Origin of the sequence: Vibrio sp. MarTm2 (assembly GCF_027587055.1) — a bacterium.
Taxonomy (GTDB): Bacteria; Pseudomonadota; Gammaproteobacteria; order Enterobacterales; family Vibrionaceae; genus Vibrio; species Vibrio sinaloensis_D.
This window is the reverse complement of the sequence record NZ_JAPPTK010000009.1, coordinates 73130-92600: the sequence shown is the minus strand read 5'-3', so window position 1 is coordinate 92600 and position 19471 is coordinate 73130. Positions and strand designations below refer to the sequence as shown.

Here is a 19471-nt window from a genome sequence, read left to right as displayed (position 1 = left end):
GCCAAATCATACGCTTATAGTGCTCTGCTAACCGTCTTGCTTGTGCTAGTCTCAATCCTAATTAGGGCAAGATCAGCGTGAGTACATTTTGTTTACTGTTTACCATTCCAATCAAGTCGATGTTTTAAAGTCACTCCTCGTTGAGCTGGTCAGACTCAATCCACTAGAAAACCCTTTTGAAGCCGAGCAAATTCTGGTGCAAAGTCCGGGTATGTCGCAGTGGCTGAAGATGGAGCTTGCCAAAGAGTTTGGTGTTGCTGCCAACATCGAGTTTCCGCTGCCAGCGACCTTCATCTGGAACATGTTTACTGAAGTGTTACCTGATGTTCCCAAGCGCAGTGCCTTTAATAAAGAAGCGATGACTTGGAAGTTAATGCGCATCTTGCCTGACATGCTGACACAAGCGGAATTTGAACCGCTGAGCCGCTATTTGGACAAGGATCAAGATAGCAGCAAGCTCTATCAATTGTCCGAAAAAATTGCCGATATCTTTGATGGCTATTTGGTCTATCGACCCGAGTGGATCGCCAGTTGGGAAGCAGGGCAGCCTGTTCTTGAACTGGAAGAGGAACATCCATGGCAGCCCATTTTGTGGCAAGCGCTGTATGACCATACCATTGCGTTAGACCAATCACCTTACCATCGCGCCAACCTGTACGAGCACTTTATCGACACCTTGGAAAACTATAACGGTGACTTTTCGTATCTGCCTAAGCGTCTGTTTGTCTTCGGCATTACTTCGCTTCCACCCCGTTATATGGATGCTTTGAAAGCCATTGGCGAGCACATTGACGTCCACCTTATGTTTACCAACCCGTGCCGTTATTACTGGGGGGAAGTGCGAGACAGAAAATACCTTGCGCGTTTGGCGGCGAAACATCGTAAACATCTGGTTTGGAAAGAGAACCACTCTGAAATGGAAGGTGAGTCTGCACAGCTAAAAGGCGGCATTGACGATAACCTAGATGATGAGCTGCACACTGACGTTGTCGGCAACAGTTTGTTGGCGTCCATGGGCAAACTTGGCCGCGACAACATGTACTTACTATCGCAACTTGAATCGAACGAGATTGAAGCCTTTGTTGATGTCGAGCGAAATTCTTTGCTCCATCAACTGCAAGCGGACATTCTCAACCTAGAAGAGCATCAAGACGACGAGCAGCTTGAAACCAGCCAACATAAGCAAATCGTGATTGGTGGGGACAACTCCGTATCTTTGCACGCTTGCCATAGCCCAATGCGCGAAGTGGAAGTGCTTCATGATCAGTTGCTAGGGATGTTTGATGCGGATCCAACGCTAAAACCACGCGATATCATCGTGATGGTGGCAGACATCAATGCTTACAGTCCTGCGATTCAGGCGGTGTTTGGTAATGCGCCGGGTGAGCGCTTTATTCCTTACTCTATTTCTGACCGAACCGCCGATCAAGAGAGCCCCATTCTCAACGCTTTCATGCAACTGGTGAACTTACCCAACACACGTTGTCTCGCTTCTGAACTGCTGGAGTTGCTAGAAACGCCCGCTATTTTGGCTCGTTTTGGTTTGACGGAAGATGATTTCATTCAGGCTAAGCAGTGGGTCGAGGAGTCGGGGATCCGCTGGGGGCTAAATAGAGCCACAGGGCGCGAATTTGAGTTGCCAGACACTCAGCAAAATACGTGGCAGTTTGGTATCGAGCGTATGCTGCTTGGCTACGCAATGCCTGAATCAGCGGGGTTGTTTAATGGTGCGAATGGCGCGCTTGCACCCTATAACGAAGTGCAAGGAATGGGTGCTGAGTTGGCAGGGAAACTGGCGCACTTTATTCAGTGTATCGGGGCATACCGGAAGCAACTCAGCCTGACTCAGTCGATTGACGCGTGGCGGGAAACCTTAACGCATCTGCTCGATGATTTCTTCTCGGTAGAATTAGAAGGTGAAGTCGCATTAAAATCTATTCGCGATACGTTATCGGCGTTAAAAGAACAATTAAGTGACGCCGCGTTTGAACATGATCTAACCCCTTCGGTTGTCACTCAGTATTTGCAAAACAAGCTTTCGGGGACCAGAGTGAGCCAGCGCTTCCTAGCGGGTCAAGTAAACTTCTGTACCTTGATGCCGATGCGCTCAATACCGTTTAGAACCGTCTGTTTGCTGGGCATGAATGACGGTGTGTATCCGCGTTCAATGCCACCTGAAGGTTTTGATTTGATGACTGGGCGCGCAAAGCCCGGCGATCGATCTCGCCGAGATGATGACCGCTATCTGTTCTTAGAAGCGATGCTCTCTGCGCAGCAGACGTTATACATCAGCTATGTGGGACGCTCGATTCAAGACAACACTGAGCGCGTCCCTTCAGTGCTGGTGTCTGAGTTGTTGGAGTATTGCCATCAAAATTACTGCTTAGAAGGCGATCAGGCACTGGCGTGCGATGAATCGGGTGATCGTTTGTTGGCTTCCTTAATCTCCCATCATTCGATGGTGCCGTTCAGCCCTACCGCGTTTATTGGCACGCAGCCAAGCTATGCGAAAGAGTGGTTACCCGCGGCCAATCGGCAGGGGCAGCAAAGCGGTCTGTTTAATCGCCAGCTTGAAGATTATCTTCTGGATGCCACTTACCCACTGGAGCTGGATCTCGTTGAGTTGCAGCGTTTCTGGCGCTTGCCTGTGCAATATTTCTTTAACCGCCGTCTAAAAGTGATGTTTGAGCCGCCATTACCTGTTATGGAAGATGATGAGCCATTCGTGCTTGGAGGGCTAGAGAGCTACCAAATTCGAGACAGCTTGCTAGCTGCGTTATTAGAGCCGCAACAAGATAGTCAAACCGTGATAGAGCAATTTATCGCTACGCAACGTGCGCAAGGCAAATTGCCCGTTGGCGCATTTGGCGATATCGAGTTTGAAACCAATCGCGTCCAAACCGAAGAGTTGGTCGAGAAGATTGGCTTCTTGTGCCAATCTGCCGCTGACGATCTTGAAGTCAAGCTTGAGTTTGATGTGTTAGGAGAGAACAAGCCCGTGCTGTTTACTGGTTGGCTTACCCAGCTTTATCAGTCGGGGCTGATTCGTTTTCGCAGTGGTCAAATCCGCTCACAAGATTACCTGTCGGCATGGATTGATCACCTTGCTATGTCTGCAATGGGGCATGCTAAACGAACGCATATGATCGGGTACGATCGCAAAGAAGGCGTGGTGCATTTAGTCTACCCAGCAATGGAAGATGCGCAGCAAGCGAAAGCTCTGCTGGCCGAGCTCATTGGCCTGTTCTACCAAGGGATGACCGAGCCTTTGTGCTATTTCCCGAAAACGGCATTGGCTTGTATTGAGGCTGGGTTTAGTCGAGGGAATTGGGTGGACGATGAAGAAAAGTCACGCAAGAAAATGGCGGACGTCTTCAACGACAGTTATATGGCGACTGGTGAAGGCAACAATGCATACATTTCCCGGATTTGGCCCGCTTGGAACGAAGAGTTGGCGACCAAAGCTCGAGACATATCAGTAAGGGTGATTCAAGCACCAAGGCTCATGGTGAAATCAAATGATGAGTTGGAATAAGAAAGTAGGTGGCCGCCAGTAAATCATTATAGTGTAGGGCGTTCGCTGTACGGCCACAGGTCAGAGGGACCATGATTCGGTTGGTCTCTTGCAGCACAGATGGCTGCTCAACACGTGGGGCGCATACTAACGGTTAGAATAATATTCTGCTGTGAGAGGGATCGCATAAAACTCTCACTTTTAAAGGATATTTATTAATAAGTCGCATTTTTAAGCCGGGATCACAGTTGGTTGTCGGCTTTACATTCAAAGGGCAAATATTCTATGGCTGCATCGTCTATGGTGACTCCGCTAAATACCATGACTTTTCCTCTTCATGGCGCACGTCTGATTGAGGCTTCTGCGGGTACAGGTAAAACCTTTACCATCGCGGGTCTCTATTTGCGGTTGCTATTGGGGCACGGTAGTTCAGAAACTCAACATCAAACTCCGTTAACGGTCGATCAGATCTTAGTTGTGACGTTTACCGAGGCGGCAACCGCGGAGCTACGAGATCGAATTCGAGCGCGAATCCATGATGCTAGATTAGCCTTTGCCCGAGGCCAAAGTCATGACCCTGTGATTCAGCCCTTGCTTGAGGAGATTGACGATCACAAGCAGGCGGCTAACATTCTACTGCAAGCAGAACGGCAGATGGACGAAGCGGCGGTCTACACCATCCACGGCTTTTGCCAAAGAATGTTGACTCAAAACGCCTTTGAATCTGGCAGTCGGTTTAACAACGAGTTTGTGACCGATGAAAGCCACCTAAAAGCGCAAATTGTTGCCGACTACTGGCGACGTAATTTTTATCCTCTGCCGATTCAATTGGCAGGTGAAGTGCGCCGAATTTGGGGATCGCCAGCTGCATTGCTGTCGGAAGTGTCCAATTACCTCACCGGAGCGCCGCTTGCATTGTCGGTGAAGGCCATGCAGGGCAGCTTAGCGGATCTTCATCAACAAAACCTTGCGGCGATTGATGCGCTTAAAGCGCAGTGGCGATCTGGACAAGATGACTATTTAGCGTTGATCAGTGAGTCTGACATCAATAAGCGTAGCTACAGCAAAAAGTCGCTGCCGGCATGGCTAGAGGCCGTCAATGTCTGGGCCAGCACTGAGACGGTCAGTTATGACTATCCTGATAAGCTGGAAAAGTTTGCCCAAACCGCATTAATAGAAAAAACGCCGAAAGGCAGTGCGCCACAGCACGATACTTTTATCGCGATTGACGCTTTTCTTGCCAATCCAATCAGCTTAAAAGCGCCGATTTTGGCGCATGCGATTGAACATTGCCGTGAAATGCTTGCCAGCGCGAAACAGCAGAAGCAGTGGCTGTCATTTGACGATTTACTCACCCAGCTATCGGCATCGATAGACGGTGATGAAATGGGCTTACTTGCTGAGCGAATTCGCACCTTGTATCCAGTGGCGATGATTGATGAGTTTCAAGATACCGACCCACTACAATACAGCATTTTTAGCCGTATCTACCTCGAACATCCTCAGTGTGGCTTGTTTATGATCGGTGATCCGAAACAAGCAATCTACGGTTTCCGCGGCGCTGATATTTTTACTTATATCAAAGCAAGAAATCAGGTCTCTTCCCATTTCACCTTGGGCACTAACTGGCGTTCGAGCGCGGATATGGTTGCGGCGGTCAACCAAATTTTCTCTTTGCCGACAAGCCCATTTATCTACGACCAAGACATTCCCTTTCTTCCTGTTAACCACAGTCCAAACGCTGAAAAAAGGGTTTGGACTATGGCAGGCCAAAAGCAACCCGCGCTGACGTATTGGCTGCAAGATGCCGACGAAAAGCCACTGCCAAAAGGGGAATATTTGTCGGCAATGGCGAAAGCAACGGCGGACCAAATTCAAACCATTCTTTCAGCGGCGCAAATTGGTGAAGCTCACTTTGAAGATGGTAAAGGAGCGCATGCAGTTCAAGCCGGCGACATTGCGGTGCTGGTGAGAACTGGCAGCGAAGGACGAATGGTGAAAGAGGCATTGGCGAAACAAGGGATCGCCAGTGTCTACCTTTCTAACCGAGACAGCGTATTCACCTCGGTGGTGGCGGCGGACTTACAACGTTTGCTGCAAGCGGTGCTGACGCCTGAAAATGATCGGGCGCTGCGTGCAAGTTTGGCGTCTGAACTGTTTGCCTTAGATGCCGGAACCCTAGACAAGCTCAACAACGATGAAAATGAGTGGGAAAGCGCCATCAATGAGTTCAAAGAGTATCGTAAGCTTTGGGTTCAGCGAGGTGTGCTACCTATGCTGCGCAGTGTGATGAGCAAACGTCACATTGCAGAACGACTTCTCGAAGAAGACAACGGTGAGCGTAACCTGACCGACTTAATGCACATCGGCGAATTGTTGCAGCAAGCCAGTACAGAACTGGACAGTGACCATGGGTTACTACGTTGGTTGGCGCAAGCGATCAGCGATGCACAAAACGGGCTCGGGGGCAGCGAAGACCAAATCCAACGCTTAGAATCTGAACGTAACCTCGTCCAGATTGTGACGATTCATAAGTCGAAAGGTTTGGAATATGACTTAGTCTTTTTGCCTTTTGTGCTCAGTTACCGCGGAGCAAGCGAGGCCAAATACTACGACGCGACTCAAGACAGAACCATTCTCGATATCACCAAGCATGAAGCATCCCTCAAGCAAGCGGATAAAGAGCGTTTAGCGGAGGATCTCCGCTTGATTTATGTTGCATTGACGCGCGCGGTCTATGGCTGTTTTATTGGCGCGGCACCGCTGAGAAATGGACGCTCAACCAAGGAGCCAACAGGTGTTCACCACAGTGCGATGGGTTATCTTCTTCAAGACGGGCAAGAAGGTGGAATCAATGATTTGGCGCAAGCGATTCAAGCTCAGGTTGAAGCGTTGGAGCCGGTGGTTTGCACTGGGTTACCTGATGAGCATGAGGCGCCGTTGCACGTTGTGGCGACAGAAACCGAGACGCTTCACGCTCGCACCTTGGCGCAAAGTATCGACCGAAACTGGCGGATCACCAGTTATTCTGGCTTAGTGAAGCAAGGACACAGTCACCATGGTGATGACGCGCTAAGTGACTTGATGCGTCTGGATGTGGATTCATCCGGTGAGCAAGATGAAGACGAGTTTTTAGAACCTGAGCAAACGATCTTTACCTTCCCACGTGGCGCAAGGCCGGGGACGTTCTTGCACAGCTTATTTGAAGAGATTGAATTTACTCAGCCAGCCAGCAGTGAAGAGAATCAACAAGCAATCATCACGTTAATGGAGAGTGAGCAATTAGACCCAAGTTGGTTACCTATTTTGCAGTCGCTGATTGATACCGTATTAGCCACACCGTTGGACGGCAAATCGATCATCTTGAACCAGAAAAAGCCATCACAACGACTGGTTGAGATGGAGTTTTTACTGCCGATTGAAGTGCTGTCAGCTCCCGCTTTAAATCGCGTTATTCAACGTCACGATCCGCTCTCGGCAAAAGCGGGGGATCTCGGTTTTCAAAACGTACAAGGGATGCTCAAGGGTTTTATCGATTTGGTCTTTGAAGACAAGGGTAAATACTACGTCTTGGACTGGAAATCGAACCATTTGGGGGACGATGTTTCTTACTATCATGGCGAGGCGCTGAAAGCCGCGATGGCCGATCACCGTTACGACTTGCAGTACCAGATCTATGCATTGGCGCTGCACCGTTTCTTGCGTAGCCGCTTGCCCAACTACGACTATCAGCAACATTTTGGTGGCGTCTACTACCTATTTTTACGTGGTATGGACGGCGAGAGCTGCCATGGTATCTTCTCGGCAAAACCGAGCTTGGAGTTTCTCGATGATATGGATCGCTTGATTGACGGCTTACCCATTGATACCAAATACAACAGTGCAGGTCAGGGGGAGTTAATCTGATGGCATTACCACTCATTTCAACATTAGAACAGCTTGCTCACAAAGGTACATTACGCCAATTGGACTATCAGTTTGCGCGATTTATTTACGCTCAATCCAATGATGAAGCGTTGGCGTTTATATCCGGTGTGGTCAGTAGCGAATTGGGCAAAGGACACGTCTGTTTACCGCTGTTTGATGGGGAAGGTCAAGCTGTCGACTTGGCGAGTAAACTGGGCTTGTTTGGTGACAGTGCAATGGCGCTGACCCCATTGTTAGTCGGTGTTGATTGGATCAAATTGCTAGAAAGCTCGCCATGGGTGGCAAAAAGTGCCCAAGCCCTGCCATTGGTCTTTGATGGCGAACGGCTTTATCTGCATCGTTATTGGCATTACGAAGTGACGTTGGCTGAGCGGTTAAATAGCTTTGGGACACCCATGATCCTAAAGCCCGCTGAACAGCAAAAATTGACTGAACTTCTTAATCATTTGTTTGCCAGAAATTATCGCTATTTGTTTGAAAGTATTGAAAACTATCCTTCTCTGACTGCGGTTCAAAGGCAGCAGTTAGTGTGTGACCATTTGGACGTGGTGGCAGAGGAACAGATCGATTGGCCTGCCATAGACCAAAAGCTCGCAGAGGTGCGAACCATCGAGCAATTATCAGTGCTCGATGAACTTGTCCCACAGGCTGCGTGTGTGAACTGGCAAAAAGTGGCGGCGGCGGTGGCATTAACGCGTCAATTCGCAGTTATTTCGGGTGGACCTGGTACGGGCAAAACGACGACGGTGACCAAATTACTGGCAGCGCTTATCGAACAGGCTAAACAATCTGGCGATGTGCCGACCATCAAACTGGTCGCGCCAACGGGCAAAGCCGCAGCGCGATTGACTGAGTCAATAGGTAAAGCCATCTCACAGTTACCCGTTGACCCTAAGCTCAAAGAGGCGATTCCAACCGATGCAAGCACGCTTCATCGCTTGTTGGGCGCTTTGCCAAACAGCGCTGAATTTCGCCATAACCAAAACAACCCGTTACACCTCGATATTTTGGTTGTCGATGAAGCGTCAATGGTCGATTTGCCTATGATGTACAAATTGGTCGACGCTCTGCCCAAACATGCGCGACTGATATTGCTCGGGGACAAGGATCAGCTGGCCTCAGTGGAAGCGGGGGCGGTGCTTGGTGATATCTGCTCATTCCATCAATTTGGCTATGGCAGTGCTCAAGCTCAGCAGATCAGCCAACTGACGGGATATCAAACCTTGGCACATAGCCATCATAACGCCGCGACCATTGCCGATAGCTTATGCATGCTACAAAAAAGCTACCGATTTGACGCTCGTTCGGGGATCGGTCAACTAGCGAAAGCGATCAATGCGGGCTCGGCACAGCAAGTGGATTGGGTCTGGAAAAAAGAGTTTACTGACATCGCTAAATTCCCCATTGATAGCCAACACTACAGTCAGATGGTTCAGAGCTTGGTGAGTGAGTATCGTGTTTACTTAAAGCGTATTGAGCAGACATTGCCCCATCCTGAAACCGGTAAGCTTGAAACGACCAAGCAAATGGCGAAAGCGGCACTGGACGCCTTTAGCCGATGCCGACTTTTGTGCGCGATTCGCGAAGGTGACTTTGGCGTATCTGGATTAAACCAGCGCATTGAGCGAGCGTTACTTAATCGCAAGCTAATTCAAGTTCAAGATGAGCTTTGGTATCACGGTAGGCCAGTGATGGTGACGCGAAATGATCACGCTCTGGGTTTGTACAATGGTGACATTGGGCTGTGCATTCGCGATGAACAAGAGGGCAAGCTGAAAGTCTTCTTTGAGTTACCTGATGGCAGTGTCAAAGCGGTGTTACCGAGTCGAGTGCCCGAGCATGAAACGGCGTACGCCATGACGATCCATAAATCTCAGGGGAGTGAGTTCGAGCATACGCTAATGATCCTACCGCCAGACTTTACGCCAATACTGACTCGAGAACTTATTTATACCGGTATTACTCGAGCTAAAAAGCGTTTGAGTTTGTATATCGATGAGCGAGTGATGAAGCGAGGTATTCGAGTTCAAACTGAACGGGCGAGTGGTCTAATAAAGCGTCTGAGTGAGTGAGGCGCTTAACCATCCCTGGTTAGCGAAATGAGTGTGCAGCGTTTAAGCAAGAGCGGTTGAAAAAGAGATACTGCGGATTTGATACTTTTCTTGGTAGTTCAAGATAAAGGCTTTCAAACCTTCCGTAACGGGAAAGACACAGTGTACATCTAAGCCTTCTAGCAGTTCATTGTCCGCCATATCCCAAAAGCTCTGGACTGAGTTACAAATAATAGTTTTCATCGAATAGTGCTCTTAGTGACGTTGTTATCAACCTAAAGCAATCCGTGCAACCTAACTTGAAAAGTTAAGTAGAGATGAGTCCCATGGGCTCCTTGAACAAGGAGCCGAAATTTTAACCAAATGAAGATATGAAATAAAGGGAATAAAGTAGGTTTTTCATGTCAATTTTATGAAATTGTGTCTCCAATATGAGAATTTCATAACCTAGAGCTCGATCGCAAGCACTTTGGACTTTCTTTGGTAGTTGTACAAGTTTTGCTTCTGTGAAGGTAGAAAGTTCACATCCATTTCATGGAAACCCTGTTCCCTGAACCAATGTAGGCTGTGTGTCGTCAACACAAATATCTGCTTAATGCCTTGCGCTTTTGATTGTAGACGCATGTGGTTAAACAGCAGCAAACCACGGTTGCCATCGCGATATTCTGGGTGGATTGCGACACAAGCCATTTCCGCCATTTTCTCTTCAGGGTACGGGTAGAGTGCTGCACAGCCAATGATCAAACCATCTTTCTCGATAATAGTGAACTGGTGGATCTCTTGCTCAAGCTGTTCACGAGAGCGGCGCACCAAAATGCCTTGCTCTTCTAATGGGCGAATCAAATCTAAAATCCCCCCGATATCATCAATATCCGCTTGTCTAACTTGTTCTGCACTGGCTTGAACCACTTGGGTGCCGATTCCGTCTAACGAGAACAGCTCTTGAACTAAGGCTCCGTCGACTTTATAGCTGACTAAGTGGCTACGAGGTACCCCAGCATGACAAGCTGAGATGGCCGCTCGAAGAAAGCGCAATGTACCTGAAGAATTATCGCTGCTTACGTCGATATCTTGTTCTAGTTTTTGCAGTATTTGCTCTGCTTCGCGAGGGAAGAGCTCCGCGACTGCATCACCGTTTTCATCAATAATGCCTTGCTCAGAACAAAAGCCGATCAGTTTGTCTGCTTTGAGTTTGATAGCGACTTGAGTCGCAACCTCTTCAGAGAGGAGATTAAATGACTCCCCAGTTACCGAGCTCGCGATTGGCCCAAGTAAGACAATAGAGCCTTGATCGAGCATTCTGTTGATGCCTTCCACATCGATGCGACGAATACGACCACTGTGGCAGTAATCAATGCCGTCATCAACGCCCAATGGCTGAGAGATAATAAAGTTTCCACTCACCACATTCAGTTGAGTGCCTGCCATAGGCGTATTGCTTAAGCTCATCGAAAGTTGGGCTGTTATGGCAAGTTGAAGTTGCCCAGACGCTTGCATGACATAGTTGAGTGACGTTTCATCGGTCACTCGAATGCCTTTGTGATAGGGTGGGTTGTGGTTATTTTGCTGTAAGATGGCATTGATCTGCGGGCGAGCACCATGGACTAAGACTATCTTAACCCCAAGGCTATGTAACAAAGCTAAATCGCTAATAATGTTTGAAAAATTTCCATCTGCGACCGCTTCACCGCCCAGCATGATGACCATGGTTTTACCGCGGTGTGCGTTAACATAAGGAACGGACTGTCTGAATCCTTTTACGAGTGCTGTGTTTCTTATTTTCATGGTACGACTTGAGTGAATTTATATTTAATAATACTGCAATTTTATTCCTTTTTGGGCAAGCGGTATTTTGGAACAATTGTCAAAAACCCATTTACAGAGAGTGGTTCTGTTTATCGTTAAGTGGTATAGAATGACCTAATATGTCCGGTATGTTGGTATTGAACCAACTTATGGCCTGATTTCGTCGTACACTAGTAGAAGGTGAGCTTATCAGTAGCGCAACGGTCAAGAACAAAGTGGACAATTCGAGTTCTTATAAAAAGAAAATAGTCGAGCGTACGATTCAACTGCTTTTTATCGCGGTATTCTCTGCAGTGGTCGCGTTGTCTATTCCTCTGTATCAACACTATCTTTCGGTCACGTTTCCTAAGTCGAGCGTATTTGGCACTTGGATTGAGCAAGATGTAGCGCTCTATTCTGCCGAAGAGTTCACCTTGGGACCGAATGGCGTTTCTATCAACGGCGGTATTGTCGATACGGAGTTCAGCTTTGATGGTCAGTTCGTCGAGTATCGCGTCGGAGACTCCGTTCGCCGTTATAAGATGCTCAATGAATCCTTTAGTGAGATGAAGTTAGTCTCCCAGGCGCATTATCAACCCGTGTTTCGTTTGTCAGAAAAATTCAAAAATAACATTCGTTAACCTCTCTTTGATTGCGCAATTTGGCTCAGTTTGTCATGCTGAGCCCATTGCTGGAGAGGAATCTAACCTGTGTTAAAAAAATATCTTCCTATCGTTGCAGCCACAGTACTGTTTGGCTGCGCACAACCAACCGAACGAGCTCAACAATATCGTGATGGTGAATTCAATTCGATTTTGAATAAAACGGCAGTGGTCGAGTCCGACAAGCCGCGTGATTTTACCGAGTTCCACCGTCAAGCCGAGCAAGTGGTTGTGAATTCCCCGTCCATGGCTGCGTTGTATCAACCGCTCTACGAGAAGCTCAATGAGTGGGTGTTGCAAAGTGGTGAGCCAAGCGAGCTAAGCCAATTTGGTATTCAAACCGCGCAATTAGGTGGCGGTGACAAACAAGGCAATGTGCTTTTTACAGGCTACTTTTCACCGGTTATGGAGCTGCGCCACCAACCGAACGAAACATACAAATATCCTGTGTATCGCAAACCCAACTGTGAGGCCGAGTGCCCAACTCGCGCTGAAATCTATTCAGGCGCACTGGAAGGATTAGGGCTTGAGCTCGGTTATGCAGCCAACATGATCGATCCCTTTTTAATGGAAGTGCAGGGGAGTGGCTTTGTTCATTTTGAAGATGATGACACACTTGAATACTTTGCCTACGGCGGTAAAAACAACAAGGCCTACGTTAGTATTGGTCGAGTGCTGATTGAGCGTGGTGAAGTCCCACGCGAGAAAATGTCAATGAAAGCCATCAAGGAGTGGGTGCTTGCCAATGATGAAGCTACAGTCCGTGAGTTGTTAGAGCAAAACCCTTCCTATGTATTCTTTAGCCCTAGAGCTGATGCACCTGTGACAGGTTCCGCAGGGATCCCACTGTTGCCTATGGCGTCGGTGGCGGGCGATCGTTCTATCTTCCCTATGGGCACTCCTATTTTAGCCGAGGTGCCGTTACTCAAACCGGATGGCACTTGGAGCGGTGCTCACCAATTACGCTTACTGATTGTGCTTGATACCGGTGGTGCGGTGAAACAGAACCACCTTGACCTCTACCATGGAATGGGGCCAAGAGCGGGCACTGAAGCTGGTCACTACAAGCATTTTGGTCGAGTGTGGAAATTAGGCCTAGAGGGCACTGCCACGCAAGCGCCTTGGGCATTACCGCCAGAGAAGCTACAATAGGCGTTCTCATCTAGACTTTTCTATAAAGAGTGCGTATAAATCGCACTCTTTGTTTTTGTACTCGAACCTAGCGGAAGATAGCACCATGCGCGAACTCGACACTCCAGCTTCTGACAACTACAACCAACGATTTGGTGGTACTCGCCGCCTTTATGGTCACAGTGAGGTAGATATCCTGCGCGCAGCGCATGTCTGTGTCATTGGTATTGGTGGAGTGGGCTCTTGGGCGGTCGAAGCTTTAGCTAGAACAGGCGTTGGTGAGCTCACCCTGATCGATATGGATGACGTCTGCGTGACCAATATTAACCGCCAGATTCATGCGATGTCTGGAACGGTAGGGCAAAGCAAGATTGAAGTCATGGCAGAACGTGTAAAGCTTATCAACCCTGAGTGCAAAGTGAATTTGATCGATGACTTTATCACCCCAGACAATCAGCACGAATATCTGAGTAAAGAGTTCGATTACGTATTGGATGCTATTGATAGTGTAAAAGCGAAAGCATCACTATTGGCGTATTGCCGAAGCAATAAAATCAAAGTGATTACAACAGGTGGAGCTGGCGGACAAATCGACCCAACACAGATAAAAGTGGCAGATTTAACCAAGACCATTCAAGACCCGTTAGCGAAAAAGATCAAAGATACTTTGCGTCGCCATCATAACTTTCCAACCAATCCTGCACGTAAGTTTGGGATCGACTGTGTCTTCTCGACCGAACAACTTAAGTATCCACAGCCAGATGGCAGTGTGTGCGGTGTGAAATCTACAGCAGAAGGGCCAAAGCGTATGGATTGTGCCAGCGGTTTTGGTGCTGCGACAGTAGTTACGGCGACATTTGGTTTTGTCGCGGTGTCACGCATCGTAGAAAAACTGATTCAGAAATACAGTAAGTAATCGAGTTTGGAGAATAGAATGTCCCCTTTTGCAAAGTCGCCATTTGGCCACGAAATTAGCGCTGATGATCTCGTTCAAACCATGCAAGGTTTTAAAGGCTGGGAAGACCGCTACCGCCAGGTGATTCAATGGGGTAAAAAGCTGCCGATCATGTCGGATGCGTTGAAGTCAGATCAAGTGACAGTACCTGGCTGTGAGAGCCAAGTATGGCTTGTTAGCCAACAAGTAGACGGTAAATGGTACTTCTGCGCTGATTCAGACGCGCGAATTGTTCGCGGCTTAATTGCATTGGTGATGGCTGCCTACGATGGTAAGAGTGTTCAAGAGATTCAGGCATTTGATGTAGATGACTACTTTGACAAGCTCGGTTTGATCGCTCACTTAAGCCCATCAAGAGGTAATGGCTTGAAAGCGATTGTGGAGCAAATTCAACAGATCGCCCAGTAACGATTGATTACCACAACCCGCCGAATTGGCGGGTTGTTTGTTTCTGTACATAATTTAATCGCTTTGATATTAAAGTCTTAAAAAATACGTGGCTTTACAACCCTTGTTGTCCCTGCATAAAGGCTGTACAATTCGCGCCCTTAATTAATGTTCCGTCGCTTGAGAGGCCACATGACCACTGAAAAAATCAATCTACTCGACTTTGATCGCCAAGGTATGCGTAAGTTCTTTGCTGATGAACTCGGCGAGAAGGCGTTCCGTGCAGATCAGGTTATGAAGTGGATCTACCATTTCGGGGTCGATAACTTCGACAACATGACCAACATTAACAAGAAGCTCCGTGAGAAGTTGCAACACCGCTGCGAAATCAAAGCGCCGACGGTTGCTGAAGCTCAGCATTCGTCGGATGGCACCATCAAATGGGCGATGAAAGTCGGCGACCAAGACGTTGAAACAGTCTACATTCCAGAAGATGACCGTGCGACATTGTGTGTGTCATCTCAGGTTGGCTGTGCTCTTGAATGTAAATTCTGTTCAACTGCGCAACAGGGTTTCAACCGCAACCTAAAAGTGTCAGAAATCATTGGTCAGGTATGGCGTGCTGCACGTGAAGTTGGTCTAGAGAAAGAGACAGGCCGTCGTCCTATTACGAATGTTGTAATGATGGGAATGGGTGAGCCATTGCTTAACATGAAGAACTTGATTCCAGCTCTGGAAATCATGCTCGATGACTTAGGATTTGGTTTATCTAAGCGTCGCGTGACGGTATCAACATCGGGTGTTGTTTCTGGTTTAGATCAAATGACGGGCAAAATTGACGTCGCGCTGGCGATTTCTCTTCATGCGCCAAATGACAAGCTTCGCAGCGAGATCATGCCTATCAACGATCGTTGGGATATCCAAGATTTCCTTGCGTCAGTGCGTCGTTACATCGCCTCTTCTAATGCGAACCGTGGTAAAGTGACGGTTGAATACGTACTGCTTGATCACGTTAACGATGATATGGATCACGCCCGCGAACTTGCTGAGCTGATGAAAGATACGCCTTGTAAGATTAACTTGATTCCGTTTAACCCGTACCCAGGGTCACCGTACAAGAAGCCAAGTAATTCACGTATCGATCGCTTCCAAAAGACATTGATGCAATATGAACACACAGTGACGATTCGTAAGACTCGTGGTGATGATATCGATGCAGCGTGTGGTCAATTAGTCGGGGATGTGATTGACCGTACTAAACGAACTGCGATGATCAAAGCGGCGAAAGGTGACACCATTGAAGTAAAAGCGGTGTAATACTTAAGTCTAAAGTTGTACAGCCAGAGCCTAGCTCTGGCTTTTTTGTTACATCGGGACACAGATATTGTGTCAAATTACGGAAAAACCTTGAGCTGACTGTAAATTATGCACATCTCTTGTGTTGTTTCATCCTTGATATCTATTAGAATTGATAGTTAACGCTCTAAAGAGTCATCTTTGAAATTTTGTGGAGTGTTATTTGATTCGGAGCGCTAGGCTCCAGCGAATAATTATTGAGTCGGCCCAATGTGTCACTACCCATAACGAATAACAAAAGTGATGAAAACCGCGCTCATTCAGTCAAGAGAACCATTACGACCATGACAGCTGATAAAGACATGACAGCACCAGAGCAGACTCAGTCTGCCGTCGAAGCAGGGACGCTGCTAAAACAAAAACGAGAACAACTAGGACTGAGCCAAAAGCAAATCGCTGATCGCTTGCGTTTGCGTGTCTCGATCATTGAAAGTATCGAGAGTAATCAGTTTACTACCGATCTTGTTGCCACTTTCACTAAGGGTTACCTTCGCTCTTACGCTAAGGCCGTCGGACTTGATGAGTCAGAAGTGCTTGCAGCGTATACGCAGCACAACAAGGTTGAGACCGAAGAACAGCCAATGCAGAGCTTCTCGCGTCAGACCAAGCGTGAAAAGCACGACAGCAGAATCATGATCATTACCTGGGGTATCCTGCTTGTTATCGTTGGCATCTCCTCTGTTTGGTGGTGGCAGAATCAACAGTCTTCCATTGTGGATTTAACGGAAGTTACTGAGCAAGAACTTGAGCTCGAGCAGCAACTTGAAAACGCTCAAATGACAGAGCTGCCTGCCTCAATCATTCCAGAGGTCGATCTCGAAACAGAACTCAATGTCGTTGAAGAGCCAAATCTTCAGGAGTCAGCAGAGGAAGTACCAGCTTCAGAAACCGTGGACACCGTGCAAGAGATGGCTCAACAAGAGCAAGTAACGTCAGTGGAGGAAATCGCTGAAGTAGCTGAGCCGGTCGAAGAATCTGTTCCTCAAGTTGCGGCCAACCTATTGGTCATGACTTTTGAAGGTGACTGCTGGATTCAAGTAAAAGACAAATCGGGCAAAACCGTTTCGACCGGGGTTAAGAAAGCAGGCGAAACGTTGGAGTTGAGCGGCGAATTACCTTACAAACTGGTTTTAGGCGCGCCTGAAAACGTTTCAATGACATTAGCAAGTGAACCTGTCGACCTTTCTGGGTATACTTCAGGCAAAGTAGCAAGATTCACCTTACCTTAGAAATTACTATGCAATACGAATCTCCTATCAAACGTCGCCCATCGACTCGTATCTATGTGGGCGATGTGCCTATTGGTGACGGCGCACCTATCGCGGTGCAGTCTATGACAAACACTCGAACAACAGATGTGGAAGCAACTGTTGCTCAAATCCGAGCACTGGAAAATGTGGGTGCGGACATTGTTCGTGTCTCCGTACCGACCATGGACGCCGCTGAAGCGTTTAAGCAGATCAAACAACAAGTGAACGTGCCGTTAGTCGCGGACATCCACTTTGACTACCGAATTGCGCTTAAAGTGGCTGAATACGGCGTTGACTGTTTACGTATCAACCCTGGCAACATTGGTAACGAAGATCGAATTCGTTCAGTTGTCGATTGTGCTCGTGACAAAAATATCCCAATCCGAATTGGCGTGAATGGTGGCTCTCTGGAGAAAGATATCCAGATGAAATACGGTGAGCCGACACCTGAAGCTCTGGTTGAGTCCGCAATGCGTCACGTTGATATTCTTGACCGTTTGAACTTTGACCAATTCAAAGTGAGTGTCAAAGCATCGGATGTTTTCCTAGCAGTAGATTCATACCGCTTACTCGCCAAAAAGATCGACCAGCCACTTCACTTAGGTATTACCGAAGCCGGTGGTGCTCGTGCTGGTGCTGTGAAATCCTCGGTTGGTTTAGGGATGCTACTCGCGGAAGGCATTGGTGACACGCTGCGTATCTCGCTAGCGGCAAATCCGGTTGAAGAGATCAAAGTCGGTTTTGATATTCTTAAATCGCTGCGCATTCGCTCTCGCGGAATTAACTTTATTGCTTGTCCAAGTTGTTCACGCCAAGAGTTTGATGTTATTGGCACGGTCAACGCACTTGAAGAGCGTCTAGAAGACATCATTACCCCGATGGATGTTTCGATTATCGGATGTGTCGTGAATGGCCCTGGTGAAGCAGAAGTTTCTCACCTTGGTTTAGCGGGCAGCAATAAAAAAAGTGCTTTCTACGAAGATGGCAAACGTCAAAAAGAACGTTTTGACAACAACGATCTCGTTAATCAATTGGAAGCAAAAATTCGAGCGAAAGCGTCAACGCTTGATGAATCGAATCGCATTGACATCAAAGTACAAGATTAATCTCAACGTAACGTAAATTACGGTGACAACTTTACGGTAAACAACTGTGGCAAAGAAAATCCAAGCAATTCGAGGCATGAATGACTGCCTCCCAACTCAATCACCACTGTGGCAAAAGTTAGAAAACACAGTGAAAAACGTAATCAGCGCCTACGGTTATAACGAAGTGCGCATTCCAATCGTTGAGATGACACATCTATTTAGTCGCGCTATCGGTGAAGTGACCGACGTGGTTGAAAAAGAGATGTACACGTTTGAAGACCGCAATGGTGACAGCCTAACGCTGCGTCCTGAAGGCACTGCGGGTTGTGTACGTTCGTGCATTGAAAACAGCCTTATCAACCGTGATGAGCAACGCCTATGGTACATGGGACCAATGTTCCGTCATGAGCGTCCGCAAAAAGGTCGTTACCGTCAGTTCCACCAATGTGGTGTGGAAGTGTTTGGTCTAGAGGGGCCAGATGTCGATGCGGAACTTATCATGATGACAGCTCGTCTATGGCGTGATCTGGGCATCGACAAGCATGTTCGCTTAGAGCTGAATTCGATAGGCTCTCTAGAAGATCGTGCTAACTACCGTACCGCATTGATTGAGTTCCTTGAGCAGCATCTTGATATCCTTGATGACGACTGCAAACGTCGCATGCACACAAACCCGCTGCGTGTTTTGGATACTAAGAACCCGGATGTTCAAGCCATCCTTGGCGATGCGCCACGTCTGTCTGACTACCTAGGCGAAGAGTCGAAAGAACATTTTGCTGGTCTTTGTGAACTTCTGCACGCTGCAGGTATCGAATACACAGTTAACGAGCGTTTAGTTCGTGGTTTGGATTACTACAACCGCACGGTATTCGAATGGATCACTGAAAGCCTAGGTGCTCAAGGTACAGTATGTGGCGGTGGCCGTTACGACGGTTTGGTTGAGCAACTTGGCGGTAAAGCTACTCCAGCGGTTGGTTTCGCAATGGGTCTAGAGCGTTTGGTGCTTATGCTAGAAACGCTTGAACTGACCGACGTTCGTCGCAGTGTTGATGTGTACATGGTTACAGCGGGCGAAGGCACTATGCTAGCCGGTATGAAGCTGGCTGAAACGCTACGTGAGCAAGTACCAGGATTACGCGTAATGAGCCACTTTGGTGGTGGTAACTTTAAGAAGCAGTTTAAGCGCGCTGATAAAGTAGGTGCTGCGGTTGCCCTCGTTCTTGGTGAGAATGAAGTTGCCGACAATACCGTCGTGGTTAAGGATCTGATTGGCGGTACGCAAGATACCCTGAGCCAAGCAGATGTTGTCGCTAAACTGGCTGAACTGGTTTAATTTTTTGATTTTTGAGTGGCAGTTAAGGCTGC

13 protein-coding genes are annotated in these 19471 nt (G+C 47.8%); 11 read left to right on the top strand and 2 right to left on the bottom strand.

Annotated features, from left to right (window positions below):
- Positions 1 to 88 precede the first annotated feature (88 nt).
- The 3 genes from recC (at position 89) to recD (ending at position 9513) form a co-directional block, all read left to right on the top strand.
- Positions 89 to 3535: an exodeoxyribonuclease V subunit gamma gene (recC, locus tag OH458_RS16230; protein WP_269979120.1), complete on the top strand. Its 3447-nt coding sequence runs from the start codon at positions 89 to 91 to the stop codon at positions 3533 to 3535.
- Positions 3536 to 3799: 264 nt separating this feature from the next.
- The gene (recB, locus tag OH458_RS16225; RefSeq protein WP_269979119.1) at positions 3800 to 7420 is read left to right on the top strand and encodes an exodeoxyribonuclease V subunit beta; all 3621 of its coding nucleotides are present in this window, start codon (positions 3800 to 3802) and stop codon (positions 7418 to 7420) included.
- Positions 7420 to 9513: an exodeoxyribonuclease V subunit alpha gene (gene recD, locus OH458_RS16220; RefSeq protein ID WP_269979118.1), complete on the top strand. Its 2094-nt coding sequence runs from the start codon at positions 7420 to 7422 to the stop codon at positions 9511 to 9513. The genes recB and recD overlap by 1 nt, the downstream gene beginning before the upstream one ends.
- 42 nt (positions 9514 to 9555) lie before the next feature.
- Here the strand turns inward: recD and OH458_RS16215 are convergent, their stop codons facing one another.
- The gene (locus OH458_RS16215) at positions 9556 to 9735 is read right to left on the bottom strand and encodes a hypothetical protein (protein WP_038139940.1); all 180 of its coding nucleotides are present in this window, start codon (positions 9733 to 9735) and stop codon (positions 9556 to 9558) included.
- Between the two features lie 204 nt (positions 9736 to 9939).
- The gene (argA, locus tag OH458_RS16210) at positions 9940 to 11277 is read right to left on the bottom strand and encodes an amino-acid N-acetyltransferase (RefSeq protein ID WP_269979117.1); all 1338 of its coding nucleotides are present in this window, start codon (positions 11275 to 11277) and stop codon (positions 9940 to 9942) included.
- 236 nt (positions 11278 to 11513) lie between these two features.
- Here argA and OH458_RS16205 point away from each other — a divergent pair, with 236 nt between their 5' ends.
- The 8 genes from OH458_RS16205 to hisS all read left to right on the top strand — a co-directional run bounded on the left by OH458_RS16205 (position 11514) and on the right by hisS (position 19439).
- Entirely contained in the window at positions 11514 to 11918 is a 405-nt protein-coding gene (locus OH458_RS16205) for a DUF2850 domain-containing protein (protein WP_269979116.1), read from the top strand.
- Positions 11919 to 11987: 69 nt separating this feature from the next.
- Positions 11988 to 13091 carry a murein transglycosylase A gene (gene mltA / locus OH458_RS16200; protein WP_269979115.1) on the top strand — a complete coding sequence of 368 codons (1104 nt, stop codon included), beginning with the start codon at positions 11988 to 11990 and terminating at the stop codon, positions 13089 to 13091.
- 85 nt (positions 13092 to 13176) lie between these two features.
- Positions 13177 to 13986: a tRNA cyclic N6-threonylcarbamoyladenosine(37) synthase TcdA gene (tcdA, locus tag OH458_RS16195; protein WP_039624114.1), complete on the top strand. Its 810-nt coding sequence runs from the start codon at positions 13177 to 13179 to the stop codon at positions 13984 to 13986.
- Between the two features lie 18 nt (positions 13987 to 14004).
- A complete protein-coding gene (gene csdE, locus OH458_RS16190) occupies positions 14005 to 14433 on the top strand; it encodes a cysteine desulfurase sulfur acceptor subunit CsdE (protein WP_269979114.1) in 429 nt (142 codons plus the stop codon).
- A gap of 171 nt (positions 14434 to 14604) precedes the next feature.
- A complete protein-coding gene (locus OH458_RS16185; protein WP_269979113.1) occupies positions 14605 to 15729 on the top strand; it encodes a bifunctional tRNA (adenosine(37)-C2)-methyltransferase TrmG/ribosomal RNA large subunit methyltransferase RlmN in 1125 nt (374 codons plus the stop codon).
- A gap of 323 nt (positions 15730 to 16052) precedes the next feature.
- Entirely contained in the window at positions 16053 to 16997 is a 945-nt protein-coding gene (rodZ, locus tag OH458_RS16180) for a cytoskeleton protein RodZ (RefSeq protein ID WP_269979112.1), read from the top strand.
- Positions 16998 to 17005: 8 nt separating this feature from the next.
- Positions 17006 to 18124, top strand: coding sequence for a flavodoxin-dependent (E)-4-hydroxy-3-methylbut-2-enyl-diphosphate synthase (gene ispG, locus OH458_RS16175; RefSeq protein WP_005471599.1), 1119 nt, complete (start codon positions 17006 to 17008; stop codon positions 18122 to 18124).
- Positions 18125 to 18170: 46 nt separating this feature from the next.
- The gene (hisS, locus tag OH458_RS16170) at positions 18171 to 19439 is read left to right on the top strand and encodes a histidine--tRNA ligase (protein ID WP_269979111.1); all 1269 of its coding nucleotides are present in this window, start codon (positions 18171 to 18173) and stop codon (positions 19437 to 19439) included.
- The last annotated feature ends 32 nt before the right edge of the window (positions 19440 to 19471 follow it).